An 18,113-nucleotide genomic window follows, 5' to 3' on the forward strand; every position below is an offset into this window, starting at 1 on the left:
CCGATGAGTATGTTGCGCGCGATGCAGAGAACCACCCCGAATACCCCCCTGACCGTAACCCAGCGCAGCGTGTGCGTGCTCGCCTTGTCCCTGTTGATGACGGCCTGTGCATCCCGGCTCGACCAGGCGCCCGTCGTCGACCGCTCCGGTGGCGGCACGCTCGCCACCGCGCAGGGCGCGGCGCAACCGGCGGTGCCGCTCGGCCCGCCGCCGCCCGGCTACTATCGCGTGAAGCCGGGCGATACGCTGTACCGCATTGCGCTCGAAAACGGCCAGAATTACCGCGACATCTCGACGTGGAACAACCTCACCAACCCGAATCAGATCGAAGTCGACCAGCTGCTGCGCGTCGTGCCGCCGGGCGCGAATACCGCGGCCATGACGCCGGGCGTGTCGACCGCGCCGATCGGCAGCACGGGCGCGGTGCAAAGCGCACCGCTGAACAACAACGCGCCGGCCGTGGTCGGCGCCGCGATGCCGCCGCTCTACGGCGGCGCGACGAACGGTACGCCCGCGAATGGTGCGGTAGCTGCGCCTCCGGCCAATCCCTCTGCGGCGAGCGCCGACATCGGCAGCGCCGCGGCAGGCAACGTAGCATTTGCATGGCCGGTGCGCGGTCCGCTGCTCAACACGTTCAACGACTCGACCAACAAGGGCGTCAATATCGGCGGCTCCGCGGGCGAGCCGGTTAACGCGTCAGCCGATGGTCGCGTCGTCTATGCCGGAAATGGGCTGCGTGGTTACGGCAATCTCATTATCATCAAGCATGATGCAACTTATCTCACCGCGTATGCACACAACCGCGCTTTGATGGTAAAAGAGGGGGACGCGGTTACGAAAGGGCAGAAGATCGCAGAGATGGGCAATAGCGATTCCGACCGTGTGATGTTGCATTTCGAAGTTCGCCGACAGGGTAAACCAGTCGACCCACTGAAGTATTTGCCGCCGCAATAAGCGATACGACCATGCCGAAATCGAAGCGCCGCCCGCCGCAAGCCGAGTCTGAGACGATCAGCGAAGTCACGTCTGCCGCAGTGGACGAAAGCGGCGCTTCGGAAGTGGAAGAAGAGGTCGCGGAGGAGCGCGATCTCGACGAACGCCAGAGCGGCCTCGACGACAGCGAGAGCGCTGACGCGCGCGAAACCACCGGCGAGGCGCCGCCCGACGCCGACGATTTCCGCGCACTGCTGCAGGCCGAACTCACGGCCGACACGATCCAGCATTATCTGAATCGCATCAGCGTGAAGCCGTTGCTCACCGTCGAGGAAGAGCAGAAATATTCGCGTCTTGCCAAGGCCGGCGAGTTCGAAGCGCGGCAGGTAATGATCGAGCGCAATCTGCGGCTGGTCGTCAGCATTGCCAAGGGTTATCTGAATCGCGGCGTGCCGCTGCTCGATCTGATCGAGGAGGGCAACCTCGGCCTCATGCACGCGATCGAAAAATTCGATCCGACGCGCGGCTTCCGTTTCTCGACCTACGCGACGTGGTGGATCCGCCAGAGCATCGAGCGCGCGATCATGAACCAGGCGCGTACGGTGCGATTGCCCGTCCATGTGATTCGTGAGCTCAACCAGGTGTTGCGCGCGAAGCGCCATCTGGAAAAGAACTCGATGAATTCGGGGGAGGCGGCCGAGCGCCGCGACGCGAGCATCGACGACATCGCTTATCTGACCGGCAAGACCACCGACGAAGTCACCGACATCCTCGCGCTGAACGAGCACACCGCCTCGCTCGATGCGCCGCTCGATCTCGATCCGGCGAGCAGCCTGCTCGATCTGCTGTCGGACGACCAGAGCCAGTCGCCAGACGCCGAAGTGCAGCATCGCGAGCTTGAAACACTGACACGCGCATGGCTCGCGCGTTTGTCGGACAAGCACCGCCATGTGATCGAGCGGCGCTTCGGTCTGAATCACATCGAGCCCGCCACGCTCGAGGAGCTGGCCGACGAAATGGGCCTCACGCGCGAGCGTGTGCGCCAGATCCAACAGGAAGCGCTGGTGCGACTGAAGCGCTTCTTTGCCTCAAACGGTGTCCGCAAAGACGCCGTTCTCTGACCTGATGACACCGATTCTTGTTTTCGACATCGAGACGATTCCCGATGTCGCCGGCATCCGCCGGCTTGAAGATTTGCCCGCGTCGATGAGCGACGCCGATGTCGCCGAGCACGCGTTCGCCGCACGCCGCGAAAAAACTGGCAGCGATTTTCTGCCGCATCACCTCCAGCGGGTCGCGGCGATTTCCTGCGTGTTCCGTGACAACAACGGTTTTCGCGTGCGCTCGCTCGGTACGCCCGAGGACGGCGAGGCGACGCTCGTGCAGTCTTTCTATCGCGTGATCGAAAAGTACACGCCGCAACTCGTGTCGTGGAACGGCGGCGGTTTCGATCTGCCGGTGCTCAACTACCGCGCGCTCGTCAACGGCATCCCCGCCTACCGGTTCTGGGATCTCGGCGAGGACGACCGAGACTTCAAGTGGAACAACTACATCAGCCGCTACCACGCGCGACACACCGATCTGATGGACGTGCTCGCGATGTATCAGGCGCGCGCGAACGCGCCGCTCGACGCGCTCGCGAAGATGTGCGGCTTTCCTGGCAAGATGGGCATGGACGGCAGTCAGGTGTGGCAGGCGTTCCAGCAAGGGCGTATCGAGGAAATCCGCAATTACTGCGAGACCGACGTCGTCAATACGTACCTGCTGTATTGCCGCTTCCAACTGATGCGCGGTGGCTTTTCGCCGTCGGAGTATGCTGACGAGATCAACCTCGTGAAGAACGCGCTCGCGCTGGAAAGCGCGCCGCAGTGGGCCGAGTATCTGGCGGCGTTCGAGCAGTAAGCGCGCGCGAGCAGAGCATCCGCCGGGGAGCCGCAATCCGGGCCGCGATCCGCACTCGCTCCGCGTGTGGTCCGCACCGCATCGCAGGCAAGCCCGGCGCTTCGTCTACAATCTCGCCTTTCCCCCATAGTTTGTCAGGAAGTCCGCAGGTGTCCCGAACTGCCCCCCCACGTCGCTCGCCGCGGCGCTCATCGAAGCATGCCAGGGCGCACGCCCCGGCGCCGGCGCCCGTCATTACCGGCAACGAACCGCTCATCGAAATCGTTTCGCTCGATATGGAAGCGCGCGGCGTGGGCCGCACCACGAGCGAAGACGGCACGCCGGGCAAGGTCGTGTTCGTCGAAGGCGCGCTGCCGGGTGAACTCGTCAGTTATTCGACGCATCGCAGCAAGCCGAAATTCGAGCAGGCCGAAGTCGTCCAGGTGTTCCGCGAAAGCGTGATCCGCACGACGCCGAAATGCACGTACTTCAACATCTGCGGCGGCTGCTCGATGCAGCATCTCGACATGCGCGCGCAGGTGGCGGTCAAGCAGCGCGTGCTCGAGGACAGCCTGCAGCATCTGGCGAAGCTGCGCCCCGAAACGGTGTTCCGTCCGATTCACGGGCCGTCCTGGGGTTATCGCTATCGCGCGCGGCTCGCGGTGCGCTATCTGCCGGAGCGCGGCGGCATGCGCATCGGCTTTCACGAGAAGAAGAGCAGCTATATCGCCGACATGAAGACCTGCGAGGTGCTGCCGCCGCATGTGTCGGCGATGCTGATGCCGCTGCGTTTCATGGTCCGCAAGCTGTCTTTCTACGACCGCATACCGCAGCTCGAGCTCGCGGTCGGCTCGTCGGTCACGGCGCTCGTCGTGCGCAACCTCGAACCGCTGACGGCCGGGGACGAGCAGGTGCTGCGCGAGTTCTCGGACGAGCACAAGGTGCAGTTCTGGATCCAGCCGGGCGGTCCCGACACGGTCACGCCGCTTTATCCTCTCGACGTGCAGCTCGACTACACGCTGCCCGAATACGGCATCCGTATGCCATTCAAGCCAACTGATTTCACCCAGGTCAATCACGCGATCAACCGCGTGCTGGTGAGCCGCGCGCTGCGCCTGCTGGCGCCGGCACGCACCGACCGCGTGCTCGACCTGTTCTGCGGGATCGGCAACTTCACGCTGCCGCTCGCGCGAATCTCGCGGGAAGTGGTCGGCATCGAGGGTAGCGAAGTGCTGACCCAGCGCGCGCTCGCGAATGCGGAGCTGAATGGCGTCGCCGGGCATACGTCGTTCGCGTGCCGCAACCTGTTCGAAGTCACCGCCGACGACTTGCGCGCGCTCGGCCACTTCGACAAGTTCCTCGTCGATCCGCCGCGCGAAGGCGCGCTCGCGATCGCGAAGGCGCTCGCGGAGATCGCGCAGAACGGCAACGGGCCGCTGCCGACGCGCATCGTCTATGTGTCGTGCGCGCCGGCCACGCTCGCGCGCGATGCCGGGCTGCTCGTGCATGAGGCCGGCTATCGGCTGATGGGCGCGGGCGTCGTCAATATGTTCCCGCATACGTCGCACGTGGAATCGATTGCGCTGTTCGAGCGCGATTGAGTCTCGCGGCGCGCATAAACGAAAACGCCACGACCGAGGTCGTGGCGTTTTCGTTTTCAGACGAAGGTCAGTGTGCCGTCGGCGCGTGAGGCGTCAGAACTGCCACCACGACTTCGCCGTGCCGGGCCGTGCGTGGCCGGTCACGTACGGGCTGTCGGGGAAGGTGCCGGCCAGCACGCGACGAGTGTCGTCGGCGAGTTGCTGGTTGTTCAGCTTCTCGTACGACAGGATCATGATGTGCAGCGCGTCTTCGATGGCCGGCGCGTTCTTGTACTCGCGCAATGCGAGCTGCGCACGGTTGATGGCGGCGACATAGGCGCCGCGGCGATAGTAGTAGTCCGCGGCGTGGACTTCGTGCGATGCAAGCGCATTCACGATGTAGCGCATGCGCTGCGCGGCGTCCGCCGCGTACTTGCTGTTCGGGAAGCGGTCCACCACGACCTTGAACGCGTCATACGACTCGCGCAGCGACTTCGGATCGCGCTCGCTCATATCCTGGCCCGAGAAGCGGCCGAACAGACCGAGGTCGTCGTTGAAGTGGATCATGCCCTTCAGGTAATACGCGTAGGCGATGTCCGGATGATCCGGGTGCAGCTGGATGAAGCGGTCGATGGCCTGGTCGGCGGCGGCGTTTTCGTTGTCTTTCCAGTTGCAGTACGCGACGTTGATCTGCGCCTGCTGGGCGAAGTGGCCGAACGGGTCGCGGCCCTCGAGCAGCTCGAAATACTTCGCGCACTTGCCCCAGTCGCCACCGGTCAGGGCATCGTTCGCCTCCGTATATAATTTGTTGTTGTTCCACGCTGCCGTTTCGTCGGTCTTCTCCGGCAGGCCGTGGCAAGCCGCAACAGCGACGACGGCCGCGGCGCATGCAATGTATCCGGCCACTTTCCGGGCCGCCTTCTTGATGGCCGCCAAATTGATCGCCGCTTCAGTGATGGTGTTCAAGGCTCGCATTTTCCAGTCTAGCTTTACGTCCAGGTGACCCAGATTCAATGACCCGCTCAAATACTCCAGGCGCCGCAGGCGCCGGGAATAGCAACGAAGATTATAGCGTAAGCGCCGACCCGGCCGACGCGTTGGGCGTCGATTCCCTCGACGACGATTTCTCCAGCGACGCGCTCGCCGCAAGCAGCCCGCAAGGCTCTGCGGCCGCGGCGGCACCCGTGCCCGTGCGCGTGGCCGACGAAGCGCCGCGCAGCGTCGTGGTACCCGACGAACTGGCCGGCGAGCGCCTCGACAAGGTGCTCGCCAAAGTATTCCCGGAGTTCTCGCGCAGCCGTCTGCAAAGCTGGATCGAGGCGCAGCGGGTGCGCGTCGACGGCAAGGCGGCGAAGATCCGCCAGCCGGTGCCGCTTGGCGCGACGATCGAGCTCGTGCCCGATCTGCTGCCAGAGCAGCTCGCCTTCACGCCCGAGCCGGTGCCGCTCGACATCGTCTACGAGGACGACACGCTCGTCGTCATCAACAAGCCGGCCGGCATGGTCGTGCATCCGGCGGCTGGCAACTGGAGCGGCACCGTGCTGAACGGGCTGCTCTACCGCTATGGCGAGTCCGCGGCGGGTCTGCCGCGCGCGGGCATCGTGCATCGGCTTGACAAGGAGACCTCGGGGCTGATGGTGGTCGCGCGCACGCTCGAGGCGCAGACCGACCTCGTGCGCCAGTTGCAGGCGCGCACGGTCAAGCGCCGCTACCTCGCGCTCGTGTGGGGCAACCTGCCCGAGGAAGGCACGATCGACGCGCCGATCGGCCGCGATCCGCGCGAGCGCACGCGCATGGCCGTCGTGACGGGCGCGGCCGGCAAGCCGGCGCGCACGCATTTCCGGCGCGTGGCCTCGGCGATCTGGCAGCGTCAGCCGGTCACGGCGATTCACTGCGATCTGGAGACGGGGCGCACGCATCAGATTCGCGTGCATTGCGCGCACATCGGTCATCCGTTGCTCGGCGATCCCGTGTACGGACGCGCGCGCGGCAAGCGCTCGGTCACGCCGCTGCCAGACGGCTTCGCGCGCCAGGCGCTGCACGCGTGGCGGCTCGGCCTGATTCATCCGAAGACCGGCCGCTCGATGCAATGGCGCGCCGACGTGCCGGCCGACATCGAGGCGTTGTCGGCCGCGCTCGGTCTGGGTCGCGACGACTCGGGCGAGTTTGACGATGCGTATGGCGAGGATGAGGACTGCGATGCATCGTTCGACGACGGCGCGTACGATGAAGACAGCGACCACGACGAGGACGATCACGCATGAGCACCAATCTCCCGGAGCTGGGTTTTGCCGATGTCGTGCAACCCGCATGGAACGTGTCGCCGCGCGTGCGCGCGCTCGTGACCACCCGCGACGGCGGCGTCAGCGACGCGCCGTTCGGCCGCTGGCGCGACGGCGCCGACCAGCCCGGCGGGCTGAATCTGGGCATGAAGACCGGCGACGATCCCGCCGCGGTCGCGAGCAATCGCGCACGGCTCGTCGCGCTTGCCGGTGTTCGCGAGGCCGCGTGGCTCGAACAGATCCATGGCGCCGGCATCGTCCGCGCCGAGGATGCGATCGCGCACGCGCGCGACCATGGTGCGCCGGCGCGCGCCGACGCGAGCGTCACCGATGGCGCGGGCATCGCGTGCGTCGTCATGGTCGCCGATTGCATGCCGGTGCTGTTGTGCGACGAAGCGGGGCGCGCGGTCGGCGCCGCGCATGCCGGGTGGCGCGGACTCGCGGCGGGCATCGTCGAGCAGACCGCCGCGCGGGTCGCGGCGCTGGCGGGTGTGCGGGCGAGCGAGCTGCATGCGTACCTCGGGCCGTCGATCGGGCCCACCGCATTCGAAGTCGGCGCAGACGTGCGTGACGCCTTCATGACCGGTGCCGACGATGCACAACGCGACGCGACCGCGCAGGCGTTCGTCGCGCATCCCGCGAATGCCGGCAAATATCTCGCCGATCTGCCGGCGCTGGCGCGCCTGCGCCTGCAGCGGCTCGGCCTAACGCGCATCAGCGGCGGCGATCTGTGCACGGTCACGTTGCGCGAGCGTTTTTATTCGTATCGCCGTGATCGCGAGACCGGTCGCATGGCCGCGTTGATCTGGATCGACGAACAGGCGCAATCAATTGCCGATTAATTCGGGATGGCGCGCGGACGCATCTTGTCATACTTTTAAAATCGAGCGGTGGTTTTATTTCGCGTGAATGCGCGCCGGGTCGTTATTCGCGGATCCCACGGCCGACCCGTCGCTGACGGCCCGTTCCCCGGGCTTCACACGCATTTTTTGTTGCGCTGCCGGAAGGCCCGTCGATAGCGCGAATCGCCCGCCGGCTGTGTGGGCGACCGAACGAATAAATATGCTTAATTGCCATGCGCCGTAGGAGTTTTTCGGATTTACCCGCGGCAGGCATCATTTGATTCGTTAAAGCGCGATTTGCCATACAGGGAAAACGATAATTAAAAAACTATCGCACTGCGGCAAAATCTGGAGCAAGCATTGACATGCCTTGTGATGGGGAGCAAGAATGTTCCTCCTAAGCTCCTCGTCGTTCATGGGACAGGGCGTGACGAAGTCGCGAGCAATCGCCACATGCGCACGGACCTGCCTCTCAACCCGTCCGCAAGGACTTACCGGTCAAAAGCAGGTATGGCAGCATCTCATTCCTCAGCTTCCCCCAGCACCGACTCCTCGAAGGAGCAGACGCAGCAGGCCGGTACGAGCGGTGCACCGTCAGCCGCAGGCATGCAGCAATTTCTCGACGCCTGGATGAACGCCTGGCGTTCGTTCGGCGCGCAGCCCAATGGCACGGCATTTCAGATGCCCTCAATGCCGCAGATGCCGGACCTTGCACAGATAACGGCGGGCTTCCCGCAAATACCGGCGTTTCCCGGGATGCCCGACTTCAGCAAGCTGGCCGCCGGTGCGTTGCCGTCGTTGCCGGGGCTGGGCATTCCCACCGCCGCGATTCCGCCCGAGCGTTTGCAGAAGCTGCAGACCGACTATTCGCGCGAGGCGATGGAGCTGATCCAGCAGGCCACCACGTCGGCGATCAAGGCGCCCGAGCTCAAGGACCGGCGCTTTAGCGCGGACGCCTGGAGCGCGGCGCCCGCCTACGCGTTCACCGCCGCGTGGTATCTGCTGAACGCGCGCTATCTGCAGCAGTTGGTCGACGCGCTCGACACCCAGCCGAAAACCCGCGAGCGCATTCGCTTCGCGGTCCAGCAGTGGACCGCGGCGGCCTCGCCGAGCAACTTCTTCGCGCTGAATCCCGAAGCGCAGAAAACGCTGCTCGACAGTAAAGGCGAGAGCTTGCGCCAGGGCGTGATGAACCTGCTCACCGACATGCAGCGCGGCAAGATTTCCCAAACCGACGAATCGCGTTTCGCGGTCGGCGAGAACCTCGCGAACACCGAAGGCTCGGTCGTGTTCGAGAACGATCTGCTGCAGCTGATCCAGTACAAGCCGCGCACGGCGACCGTGCGCGAGCGGCCGCTCCTGATCGTGCCGCCGTGCATCAACAAGTACTACATTCTCGACCTGCAACCCGAAAACTCGCTCGTCGCGCACGGGCTTGATTCGGGCCATCAGGTGTTCCTGATTTCGTGGCGCAACGCGGATCAGTCCGTCGCGCACAAGACGTGGGACGACTACATCGGCGAGGGTGTGCTCACCTCGATCGACACCGTGCGCAAGATCAGCGGCCGCGAGCAGATCAATACGCTCGGCTTTTGCGTCGGCGGCACGATGCTCGCCACCGCGCTCGCGGTGGCTGCGGCGCGCGGCGAACATCCGGCCGCGTCGATGACGCTGCTCACCGCGATGCTCGACTTCTCCGACACGGGCGTGCTCGACGTGTTCGTCGACGAGGCGCACGTGCAGATGCGCGAGCAGAGCATCGGCGGCAAGAACGGCGCGCCGCCGGGACTGATGCGCGGCGTCGAGTTCGCGAACACGTTCTCGTTCCTGCGCCCGAACGACCTCGTGTGGAACTACGTCGTCGACAATTACCTGAAGGGCCGCACGCCGGTACCGTTCGACCTGCTGTACTGGAACAGCGACTCGACCAGTCTGCCTGGGCCGATGTACGTCTGGTATCTGCGCAACACGTATCTCGAGAACAAGCTGCGCGAGCCCGGTGCGCTGACCACCTGCGGCGAGCCGATCGATCTGTCGAAGATCGACGTGCCGACCTTCATCTACGGTTCGCGCGAAGACCATATCGTGCCGTGGCAAACCGCGTATGCGTCGGCGCCGCTGCTCACCGGGCCGCTAAAGTTCGTGCTCGGCGCGTCGGGCCATATCGCCGGCGTGATCAATCCGCCCGCGAAGAAAAAGCGCAGCTTCTGGACGCTCGATACCGACGCGAAGACGCTGCCCGAAAGCGCGGACGAATGGTTCGACGCGGCGACCGAAGTGCCCGGCAGCTGGTGGCCGGAATGGACCGACTGGCTCGATCAGTACGGCGGCAAGAAAGTGAAGCCGCGCGCCAATTTGGGCTCCGACGAATTCCCGGTCATCGAGCCGGCGCCGGGCCGCTACGTGCGGCAACGGGAGTAGGTTCACGCACAGGCTCGACGCGCGCGTACGACATTGCTGTCGACGCAGACATAGTGCGCAGTCGGCCGGTGCATAGGTGTTTGGCAGGTGAATGAGCGTCTGGTTGATGAAGGCGTGAGAGCAACGCAAGTTGCAACGCAATTTTTAACGTAACGGGCTGCGGCGGAGTTGGCCGGGATGCCCGGAGGATATGGAAATGACTGATGTTGTGATCGTATCGGCCGCTCGTACTGCAGTGGGCAAGTTTGGTGGGTCGCTGGCGAAGATTGCCGCACCTGAACTCGGCGCGCTCGCGGTGCGCGCCGTGCTCGAACGGGCAGGCGTGAAGCCGGAACAGGTGAGCGAAGTTATTCTGGGCCAGGTGCTGACGGCGGGCTCCGGCCAGAACCCCGCGCGTCAGGCGCTGATCAAGGCGGGTTTGCCGTCGGCCGTGCCGGGCATGACGATCAACAAGGTCTGCGGCTCAGGTCTGAAGGCCGTGATGCTCGCGGCCAACGCGATCGTCGCCGGTGACGCGGACATCGTCGTGGCAGGCGGCCAGGAAAACATGAGCGCCGCGCCGCACGTGCTGCCGGGTTCGCGCGACGGTTTCCGCATGGGCGACGCGAAGCTGATCGACTCGATGATCGTCGACGGCCTGTGGGACGTCTACAACCAGTACCACATGGGCGTGACGGCCGAGAACGTCGCGAAGGAGCACGGCATCACGCGCGAACAGCAGGACGCGTTCGCGGCGCTGTCGCAGAACAAGGCGGAAGCCGCGCAGAAGGCGGGGCGCTTCAACGACGAAATCGTGCCGGTCGAGATTCCGCAACGCAAGGGCGAGCCGCTGCGCTTCACCACCGACGAATTCGTGCGTCATGGCGTGACGGCCGAATCACTCGCGAGCCTGAAGCCGGCGTTCTCGAAGGAAGGCACGGTCACGGCGGCCAACGCATCGGGTCTGAACGACGGCGCAGCCGCGGTGCTCGTGATGTCGCTGAAAAAGGCGGAAGCGCTCGGCCTCACACCGCTCGCGCGCATCAAGGCATACGCGAACGCGGGTGTCGATCCGAAGGTGATGGGCATGGGCCCGGTACCGGCTTCGCGCCGTTGCCTCGAGCGCGCGGGCTGGACGCCGGCCGACCTCGACCTGATGGAAATCAACGAAGCGTTTGCCGCGCAGGCGCTCGCCGTGCACAAGCAGATGGGCTGGGACACGTCGAAGATCAACGTGAACGGCGGCGCGATCGCGATCGGCCACCCGATCGGCGCGTCCGGTTGCCGGATTCTCGTCACGTTGCTGTACGAAATGCAGAAGCGCGATGCGAAGAAGGGTCTGGCGTCGCTGTGTATCGGCGGCGGCATGGGTGTCGCGCTCGCGGTCGAGCGCGTTTAAAGTACGCTGGGTACGCCGCGCGCATTCGCGACCGGTCGCGCGCGGTCTTCGCCAGCACAGGCATCTGGCCGCGCCGCACGTCAACTGGCGGTGCGGCGCGTTGCAACAGGTGACTCGTGTCGGCAGTGCGCGTTGCCGGACGGTCGCCCGGCGGCAACGCGAACCAGCATCTGGCGAGGCACGAGGCCGCCGGCAGGCGCCTCGACAACGATAACGGAGTGTGGTTTATGACACAGCGAATTGCGTACGTAACGGGCGGCATGGGCGGCATCGGCACCAGCATCTGCCAGCGTCTGCACAAGGAAGGCTTCAGGGTGATCGCCGGCTGCGGCCCGAATTCGCCGCGCCGTGCGAAGTGGCTCGACGAGCAGAAGGTACTCGGCTACGACTTCGTCGCCTCCGAGGGTAACGTCGGTGACTGGCAATCGACCAAGGACGCATTCGACAAGGTCAAGGCCGAAGTTGGCGAGATCGACGTGCTGGTCAACAATGCCGGCATCACGCGCGACGTCGTGTTCCGCAAGATGACGCACGAAGACTGGACGGCGGTGATCGACACCAATCTGACCAGCCTGTTCAACGTCACCAAGCAGGTGATCGACGGCATGGTCGAGCGGGGCTTTGGCCGGGTGATCAACATTTCGTCGGTGAACGGCCAGAAGGGCCAGTTCGGCCAGACCAATTATTCGACCGCGAAGGCCGGCATTCACGGCTTTACGATGTCGCTCGCACAGGAAGTCGCGACCAAGGGCGTGACGGTCAACACCGTGTCGCCGGGCTACATCGGCACCGACATGGTCAAGGCGATCCGCCCGGACGTGCTGGAAAAAATCGTCGCGACGATTCCGGTGCGCCGCCTCGGTCAGCCGGCCGAAATCGGCTCGATCGTCGCGTGGCTTGCGTCGGAAGAATCGGGCTTCGCCACGGGCGCCGATTTTTCGCTGAACGGCGGCTTGCATATGGGCTGAGCCATCAGCGCGCCGGACCGGAAGGCGGCGCGCTTCGGCTCAGATGGTTTCGCCGGCGTCCCGGCTGCGCAATGGATCCCGTTGCACAGCCCGGACGCCGTTTCCGCGTTTGCTTAACTCGAGCTTAAAGGCGTTACATGACTACTACTACAAAGAAAACGGCCGAACGACTGATCAAGAAATATCCGAATCGTCGGCTCTACGACACCGAGACGAGTACCTACATCACGCTGACTGATGTGAAGCAACTCGTGCTCGATCAGGAAGATTTCAAGGTGATCGATGCCAAAAGCAACGAGGACCTGACGCGCTCGATCCTGCTGCAGATCATTCTCGAAGAAGAGAGCGGCGGCCTGCCGATGTTCTCGTCGTCGATGCTGTCGCAGATCATCCGGTTCTACGGTCATGCGATGCAGGGCATGATGGGCACGTATCTGGAAAAGAACATCCAGGCCTTCATCGACATTCAGGCGAAGCTTGCCGACCAGTCGAAGAATCTCTATGAAGGAAAGGCGATGAACCCCGAAGTCTGGTCGCAGTTCATGAACATGCAGGCGCCGATGATGCAGGGCATGATGACCAGCTACATCGAGCAATCGAAGAACATGTTCGTGCAGATGCAGGAGCAGATGCAGAATCAGGCGAAGACCATGTTCGCCACGTTCCCGTTTACGCCGGGCGGCGCGGTCAATGCGAGCAATGCGAGCAATGTGAGCAATGTGAGCAATGCGCCGGCCACGCCGCAGGGCAATCCGGAGACGGAGAAGAAGTGAAGGAGTGAATGGCGGCGAGCTCGCGGGAGTGCAGCCGCCGACGCGCTACAATGGCGGCCCGCGCGTGGGGACGCTTTTCCGTCGGAAGCGGATTCGGGCCGCGGCTCGATGTCCGTTGCGTCCACTGCCGGCACACCGCTGCTTGCGCCGTTACCGTTTCTTCCGCTGGACCCGTCCTATGTTTCAGACCGTCTCCCTGATCGCGTCAGCGTCTTCCGTTGCGAAGGCCGCGCGGATCATTCTGCTCTGACCCGCCGTTCACCCACACCGCTCATGAGCCGGCTGTTTCTCGCCCCAATGGAAGGGCTCGCTGACTATGTGCTGCGCGACGTGCTGACGAGCGCGGGCGCTTTCGACGGCTGCGTGTCCGAGTTCATCCGCATCACAGGCTCGCTGCTGCCAACCCGCGTCTACGAGCGCGAGGCGCCCGAAATTCTGCACGCGAGCGTGACCGCCAGTGGCACGCCAATGGTGATCCAGCTGCTCGGCAGCGATCCCGAGTGGATGGCACGCAATGCCGCGTACGCGGCCATGCTGTCGCCCTACGGTATCGACCTGAACTTCGGCTGTCCCGCCAAAGTCGTCAATCAGCACGGCGGCGGCGCGATGCTGCTCGCGAACCCGAAGTTGCTGAACCAGATCGTCTCGGCCGTGCGCGTCGCGGTGCCTGCCGATATCGCGGTGACGGCAAAAATGCGCCTCGGCGTGTCCGACACGTCGCGGGCGATCGAATGCGCGCAGGCGCTCGCGGACGGCGGCGCGGCCTCGCTCGTCGTGCATGCGCGCACGCGCGACGACCGCTATCGGCCGCCTGCGCACTGGGAGTGGATCGCGCGCATCGACGACGCCGTCGACGTGCCCGTCATCGCGAACGGCGAAGTCTGGACGGTGGCGGACTGGCAGCGTTGCCGCTCGGTCAGCGGCTGCGCGGACGTGATGATCGGGCGCGGCGCCGTGTCGGATCCGTTCCTCGCGCAGCGAATCCGCGGGCTCATCGAGCCGTGTCCATCTGCCGACGAATGGCAGCAGGTGCTGGGTTCAATCGTCGGCTACATGAACAAGCTGCGGGCGCATGGCACGCTGACCCATGAGCACGGCCGCGTCAAGAAGTGGCTCAGCTACCTGCAGCGGACCTGGCCGCAAGCCGCCGAACTGCATGCGGCGATCCGGCGAGTGCAGGACTCTGACGAAATTCTTACGGTAATCGGCCAGGCGCTGGCCGCCGGAGCCGCGTCGGCGCCGACGCGTCAGCACGTTTCCAGCGACGAAAATAGCGAGCTGAATCAACCCGGTCCTGCCGAACCCATCCCCGTTTGAAGACTAGAATTCAAAGACTTACGAGCGGTGGCGGTGGCGAACCGCTACAATTCACGGTTTAACGTCTTCAAGCGGTTCCCCATGTCTTCCACCCCCTCGAACGCTCCGGCCGTGCCGGGCGCCACGCCGAAAGTCGGCTTCGTCTCTCTCGGCTGCCCCAAGGCCCTCGTCGATTCCGAGCAGATCATCACCCAGTTGCGCGCCGAAGGCTACGAAATCTCCGGCACCTATGACGGCGCGGACCTCGTGGTCGTCAACACCTGCGGCTTCATCGACGAAGCCGTGCAGGAAAGCCTCGACGCGATCGGCGAAGCGCTCAACGAAAACGGCAAGGTGATCGTCACCGGTTGCCTCGGCGCGAAGAAGAGCGCGAGCGGTTCGGGGCTGATCGAGGAAGTGCATCCGAAGGTGCTCGCCGTAACCGGCCCGCACGCGCTCGGCGAGGTGATGCAGGCGGTGCACAGCCATCTGCCGAAGCCGCACGATCCGTTCGTCGATCTGGTGCCCGCCGCGGGCGTCAAGCTCACACCGCGCCACTACGCGTACCTGAAGATTTCCGAAGGCTGCAATCACCGCTGCACGTTCTGCATCATCCCGTCGATGCGCGGCGATCTGGTGTCGCGCCCGGTCGCGGAAGTGATGCTCGAAGCGGAGAACCTGTTCAAGTCCGGCGTGAAGGAACTGCTCGTGATCTCGCAGGACACGAGCGCATATGGCGTCGACGTCAAATATCGCACCGGTTTCTGGAACGGCAAGCCGATCAAGACGCGCATGACGGATCTGGTCGCCGCGCTCGGCGAACTCGCCGCGCAATATGGTGCGTGGGTGCGCCTGCATTACGTGTATCCGTATCCGAGCGTCGACGAAGTGATTCCGATGATGGCCGAGGGTCCGTACAAGGGCCACGTGCTGCCGTATCTCGACGTGCCGTTCCAGCACGCGCATCCGGAAGTGCTGAAGCGCATGAAGCGCCCGGCCAACGCCGAGAAGGTGATGGAGCGCGTCAAGGCCTGGCGCGAGACCTGCCCCGATCTGACGATCCGCAGCACGTTCATTGCCGGCTTTCCGGGCGAGACCGAAGAGCAGTTCGAGACGCTGCTCGATTTCATCCGCGAGGCGGAGCTCGATCGCGTCGGCTGTTTCGCGTATTCGCCGGTCGAAGGCGCGAGCGCGAATGAACTCGACGGCGCGCTGCCCGATGAAGTGCGTGAGGAACGTCGCGCGCGCTTCATGGAAGTGGCCGAGCAGGTGTCGGCCAAGCGCATCGCGAGGAAGGTCGGCAAGACGCTGAAGGTGCTCGTCGACGAAATCAACGCGGACGGCGGCATCGGCCGCACCGCGGCGGATGCGCCGGAGATCGACGGCGTCGTCTATATCGCGCCGTCCGCCAAGGCGTCGAAGCGCTACAAGGTCGGCGATTTCGTGTCGGTGAAGATCACCGGCGCGGACGGCCACGATTTGTGGGGCGAGGTCTAAGCGATGACGCACAGCGCGGCCGCACAGCATGAAGCTCACACACCGGACATCCTCGCGCTCGGCGAGGCGATGATCGAATTCAACCAGTCGGCGAAGGATCAACCGAACTACCTGCAAGGCTTCGGCGGCGACACGTCGAACTTCTGCATCGCGGCTGCGCGCCAGGGTGCGAGGACCGGTTTCGTGTCGGCGGTCGGCGCCGATCATTTCGGACGCCTGCTGGTCGATCTGTGGGAGCGCGAGCAGGTCGACACGTCGCTCGTGCGCATCGATGCGCAGGCGTCGACCGGCGTCTACTTCGTGTCGCACGGCCCCAACGGCCACGCGTTCGACTATCTGCGCGCGGGCTCGGCGGCGAGCCGCTATGCACCCGCCGATCTGCCGCGCGACGCGCTCGCGGCGGCGAAGGTCGTCCATCTGTCCGGCATCAGTCTCGCGATCAGCGTCAGCGCCTGCGACGCCGCGCTCGAAGCGATCGCGCATGCGCGCGCGAATGGGGCGCGCGTGAGCTTCGACACCAATCTGCGTCTTAAGCTGTGGCCGCTGGCGCGGGCGCGCGCGGTGATGCTCGAGGCGATCCGCCAGACTGACATCTGCCTGCCGAGCTGGGACGATGTGACCGAACTGACGGGGCTGACCGGCCGTGACGAGATCGTCGATTTTCTGCTGTCGCACGGACCGAGCGTGGTCGCGCTGAAGCTCGGCAAGGACGGCTCGTATATCGCGACGCCTAACGAGCGACGCGTCGTGCCGGGTCACGTCGTCGATGCGGTCGATGCAACCGGCGCCGGCGACTGTTTCGGCGGCGCATTCATCGCGCGCATCGTCGCGGGCGACGATCCATTTGCCGCCGCGCGCTACGCGAACGTTGCCGCCGCGCTGTCCACGCAAGGCTATGGCGCGGTCGCGCCGATTCCGTCGCGCGAGACCGTCGAGCGGCTGCTGGCGGGGTAGATATTCCGTAAGCTGCGCGGCGCAGCATGGCCCGCGTTGGCGCAATCATCCAGGCGAACTGGAGAGACAACAGGAGGGGCAAGCGATGCAACGGGACGTAGTAGTGGTGAGCGGTGTGCGCACGGCAATCGGCACGTTCGGCGGCAGCCTGAAGGATTTCGCGCCGACCGATCTCGGCGCGCGCGTGGTGCGCGAAGTGCTCGAGCGCGCGAGCGTGTCGGGCGACGAAGTCGGACACGTCGTGTTCGGCAACGTCGTGCACACCGAGCCGAAAGACATGTATCTCGCGCGCGTCGCGGCGATCAACGGCGGGGTTGCGCAGCATACGCCCGCGCTGACCGTCAACCGGCTGTGCGGCTCGGGCTTGCAGGCCATCGTTTCGGCCGCGCAGAGCGTGCTGCTCGGCGACGCCGACATTGCGATCGGCGGTGGCGCGGAAAACATGAGCCGCGCGCCGTACTCGATGCCGGCCGCGCGCTTCGGACAGCGCATGGGCGACGCGCGTCTGGTCGACATGATGGTCGGCGCGCTCAACGATCCTTTCCAGTCGATCCACATGGGCGTGACCGCCGAGAACGTCGCGCGCAAGTACGAGATCTCGCGCGACGCGCAGGACGCGCTCGCGCTCGAGTCGCATCGTCGCGCGGCCCACGCGATCACGAGCGGCTACTTCAAGGAACAGATTCTGCCGATCACGATTCCGTCGAAGAAGGGCGACGTCGTGTTCGACACGGACGAGCACGCGAGGCTCAACGCAACGGCGGACGACTTCGCGAAGTTGAAGCCGGTGTTCGCGAAGGAAAACGGTACGGTGACGGCGGGCAACGCCTCGGGCATCAACGACGCGGCCGCGGCCGTCGTGCTGATGGAGCGCGGCGTCGCCGAGCGGCGCGGCGTGAAGCCGCTGGCGCGGCTCGTGTCGTACGCGCATGCGGGCGTCGATCCGGCGTACATGGGCATCGGGCCGGTGCCGGCGAGCCGCAAGGCGCTCGAGCGGGCGGGTCTGACGGTCGCCGATCTCGACGTGATCGAGGCCAACGAGGCATTCGCCGCGCAGGCCTGCGCGGTCAGCAAGGAGCTCGGCTTCGATCCGGCCAAGGTCAATCCGAACGGCTCGGGCATTTCGCTCGGCCATCCGATCGGCGCGACCGGCGCGCTGATTACCGTCAAGGCGCTGTACGAGCTGCAGCGCATTGGCGGGCGTTATGCACTCGTCACGATGTGCATTGGCGGGGGGCAGGGCATCGCGGCGGTTTTCGAGCGTCTCTGATCGCGCACGGCAGCCCGGCGCGGCACAGGTAGCGAGCA

General features: G+C 65.0%; 15 protein-coding genes. 14 read left to right on the plus strand and 1 reads right to left on the minus strand.

Features of this window, described 5'->3' with window-relative positions:
* The first annotated feature begins 3 nt into the window (after window positions 1–3).
* The 4 genes from OKW28_RS24605 (at window position 4) to rlmD (ending at window position 4,415) form a co-directional block, all read left to right on the plus strand.
* Window positions 4–954, plus strand: coding sequence for a peptidoglycan DD-metalloendopeptidase family protein (locus OKW28_RS24605; RefSeq protein ID WP_429449642.1), 951 nt, complete (start codon window positions 4–6; stop codon window positions 952–954).
* Between the two features lie 11 nt (window positions 955–965).
* The gene (rpoS, locus tag OKW28_RS24610) at window positions 966–2,054 is read left to right on the plus strand and encodes an RNA polymerase sigma factor RpoS (protein WP_018418126.1); all 1,089 of its coding nucleotides are present in this window, start codon (window positions 966–968) and stop codon (window positions 2,052–2,054) included.
* Between the two features lie 4 nt (window positions 2,055–2,058).
* Window positions 2,059–2,835: a 3'-5' exonuclease gene (locus OKW28_RS24615; protein ID WP_184064915.1), complete on the plus strand. Its 777-nt coding sequence runs from the start codon at window positions 2,059–2,061 to the stop codon at window positions 2,833–2,835.
* A gap of 149 nt (window positions 2,836–2,984) precedes the next feature.
* Entirely contained in the window at window positions 2,985–4,415 is a 1,431-nt protein-coding gene (rlmD, locus tag OKW28_RS24620; protein WP_429449644.1) for a 23S rRNA (uracil(1939)-C(5))-methyltransferase RlmD, read from the plus strand.
* Window positions 4,416–4,508: 93 nt separating this feature from the next.
* Here rlmD and OKW28_RS24625 read toward each other — a convergent pair whose 3' ends face one another.
* Window positions 4,509–5,369, minus strand: coding sequence for an outer membrane protein assembly factor BamD (locus OKW28_RS24625; protein ID WP_090804648.1), 861 nt, complete (start codon window positions 5,367–5,369; stop codon window positions 4,509–4,511).
* A 38-nt stretch (window positions 5,370–5,407) separates the two neighbouring features.
* Here OKW28_RS24625 and OKW28_RS24630 point away from each other — a divergent pair, with 38 nt between their 5' ends.
* From OKW28_RS24630 to bktB, 10 genes are all read left to right on the plus strand, one after another.
* Entirely contained in the window at window positions 5,408–6,658 is a 1,251-nt protein-coding gene (locus OKW28_RS24630) for an RluA family pseudouridine synthase (RefSeq protein ID WP_429449645.1), read from the plus strand.
* Window positions 6,655–7,518: a peptidoglycan editing factor PgeF gene (pgeF, locus tag OKW28_RS24635; RefSeq protein WP_429449647.1), complete on the plus strand. Its 864-nt coding sequence runs from the start codon at window positions 6,655–6,657 to the stop codon at window positions 7,516–7,518. Before OKW28_RS24630 ends, pgeF begins: the two co-directional genes overlap by 4 nt.
* Window positions 7,519–8,124: 606 nt before the next feature.
* Window positions 8,125–9,939: a class I poly(R)-hydroxyalkanoic acid synthase gene (phaC, locus tag OKW28_RS24640; protein WP_429454441.1), complete on the plus strand. Its 1,815-nt coding sequence runs from the start codon at window positions 8,125–8,127 to the stop codon at window positions 9,937–9,939.
* A 196-nt stretch (window positions 9,940–10,135) separates the two neighbouring features.
* Entirely contained in the window at window positions 10,136–11,317 is a 1,182-nt protein-coding gene (locus OKW28_RS24645; RefSeq protein WP_429449649.1) for an acetyl-CoA C-acetyltransferase, read from the plus strand.
* Between the two features lie 227 nt (window positions 11,318–11,544).
* Window positions 11,545–12,285, plus strand: a complete 741-nt coding sequence (locus OKW28_RS24650) for a 3-ketoacyl-ACP reductase (RefSeq protein WP_429449652.1) — start codon at window positions 11,545–11,547, stop codon at window positions 12,283–12,285.
* A gap of 137 nt (window positions 12,286–12,422) precedes the next feature.
* The gene (gene phaR / locus OKW28_RS24655) at window positions 12,423–13,058 is read left to right on the plus strand and encodes a polyhydroxyalkanoate synthesis repressor PhaR (RefSeq protein WP_429449654.1); all 636 of its coding nucleotides are present in this window, start codon (window positions 12,423–12,425) and stop codon (window positions 13,056–13,058) included.
* Window positions 13,059–13,331: 273 nt separating this feature from the next.
* On the plus strand, window positions 13,332–14,375 hold the full coding sequence (locus tag OKW28_RS24660) for a tRNA dihydrouridine synthase (RefSeq protein WP_429449656.1): 1,044 nt from the start codon (window positions 13,332–13,334) through the stop codon (window positions 14,373–14,375).
* A gap of 81 nt (window positions 14,376–14,456) precedes the next feature.
* Complete coding sequence (gene rimO / locus OKW28_RS24665; protein WP_429449658.1) at window positions 14,457–15,851, plus strand: 30S ribosomal protein S12 methylthiotransferase RimO; 1,395 nt, start codon at window positions 14,457–14,459, stop codon at window positions 15,849–15,851.
* Between the two features lie 3 nt (window positions 15,852–15,854).
* Window positions 15,855–16,805: a sugar kinase gene (locus tag OKW28_RS24670; RefSeq protein WP_429449660.1), complete on the plus strand. Its 951-nt coding sequence runs from the start codon at window positions 15,855–15,857 to the stop codon at window positions 16,803–16,805.
* A gap of 85 nt (window positions 16,806–16,890) precedes the next feature.
* Window positions 16,891–18,075, plus strand: a complete 1,185-nt coding sequence (gene bktB, locus OKW28_RS24675) for a beta-ketothiolase BktB (RefSeq protein ID WP_429449663.1) — start codon at window positions 16,891–16,893, stop codon at window positions 18,073–18,075.
* Window positions 18,076–18,113: the final 38 nt, after the last annotated feature.

It is taken from the genome of Paraburkholderia sp. 40 (genome assembly GCF_050434105.1).
Taxonomy (GTDB): domain Bacteria; phylum Pseudomonadota; class Gammaproteobacteria; order Burkholderiales; family Burkholderiaceae; genus Paraburkholderia; species Paraburkholderia tuberum.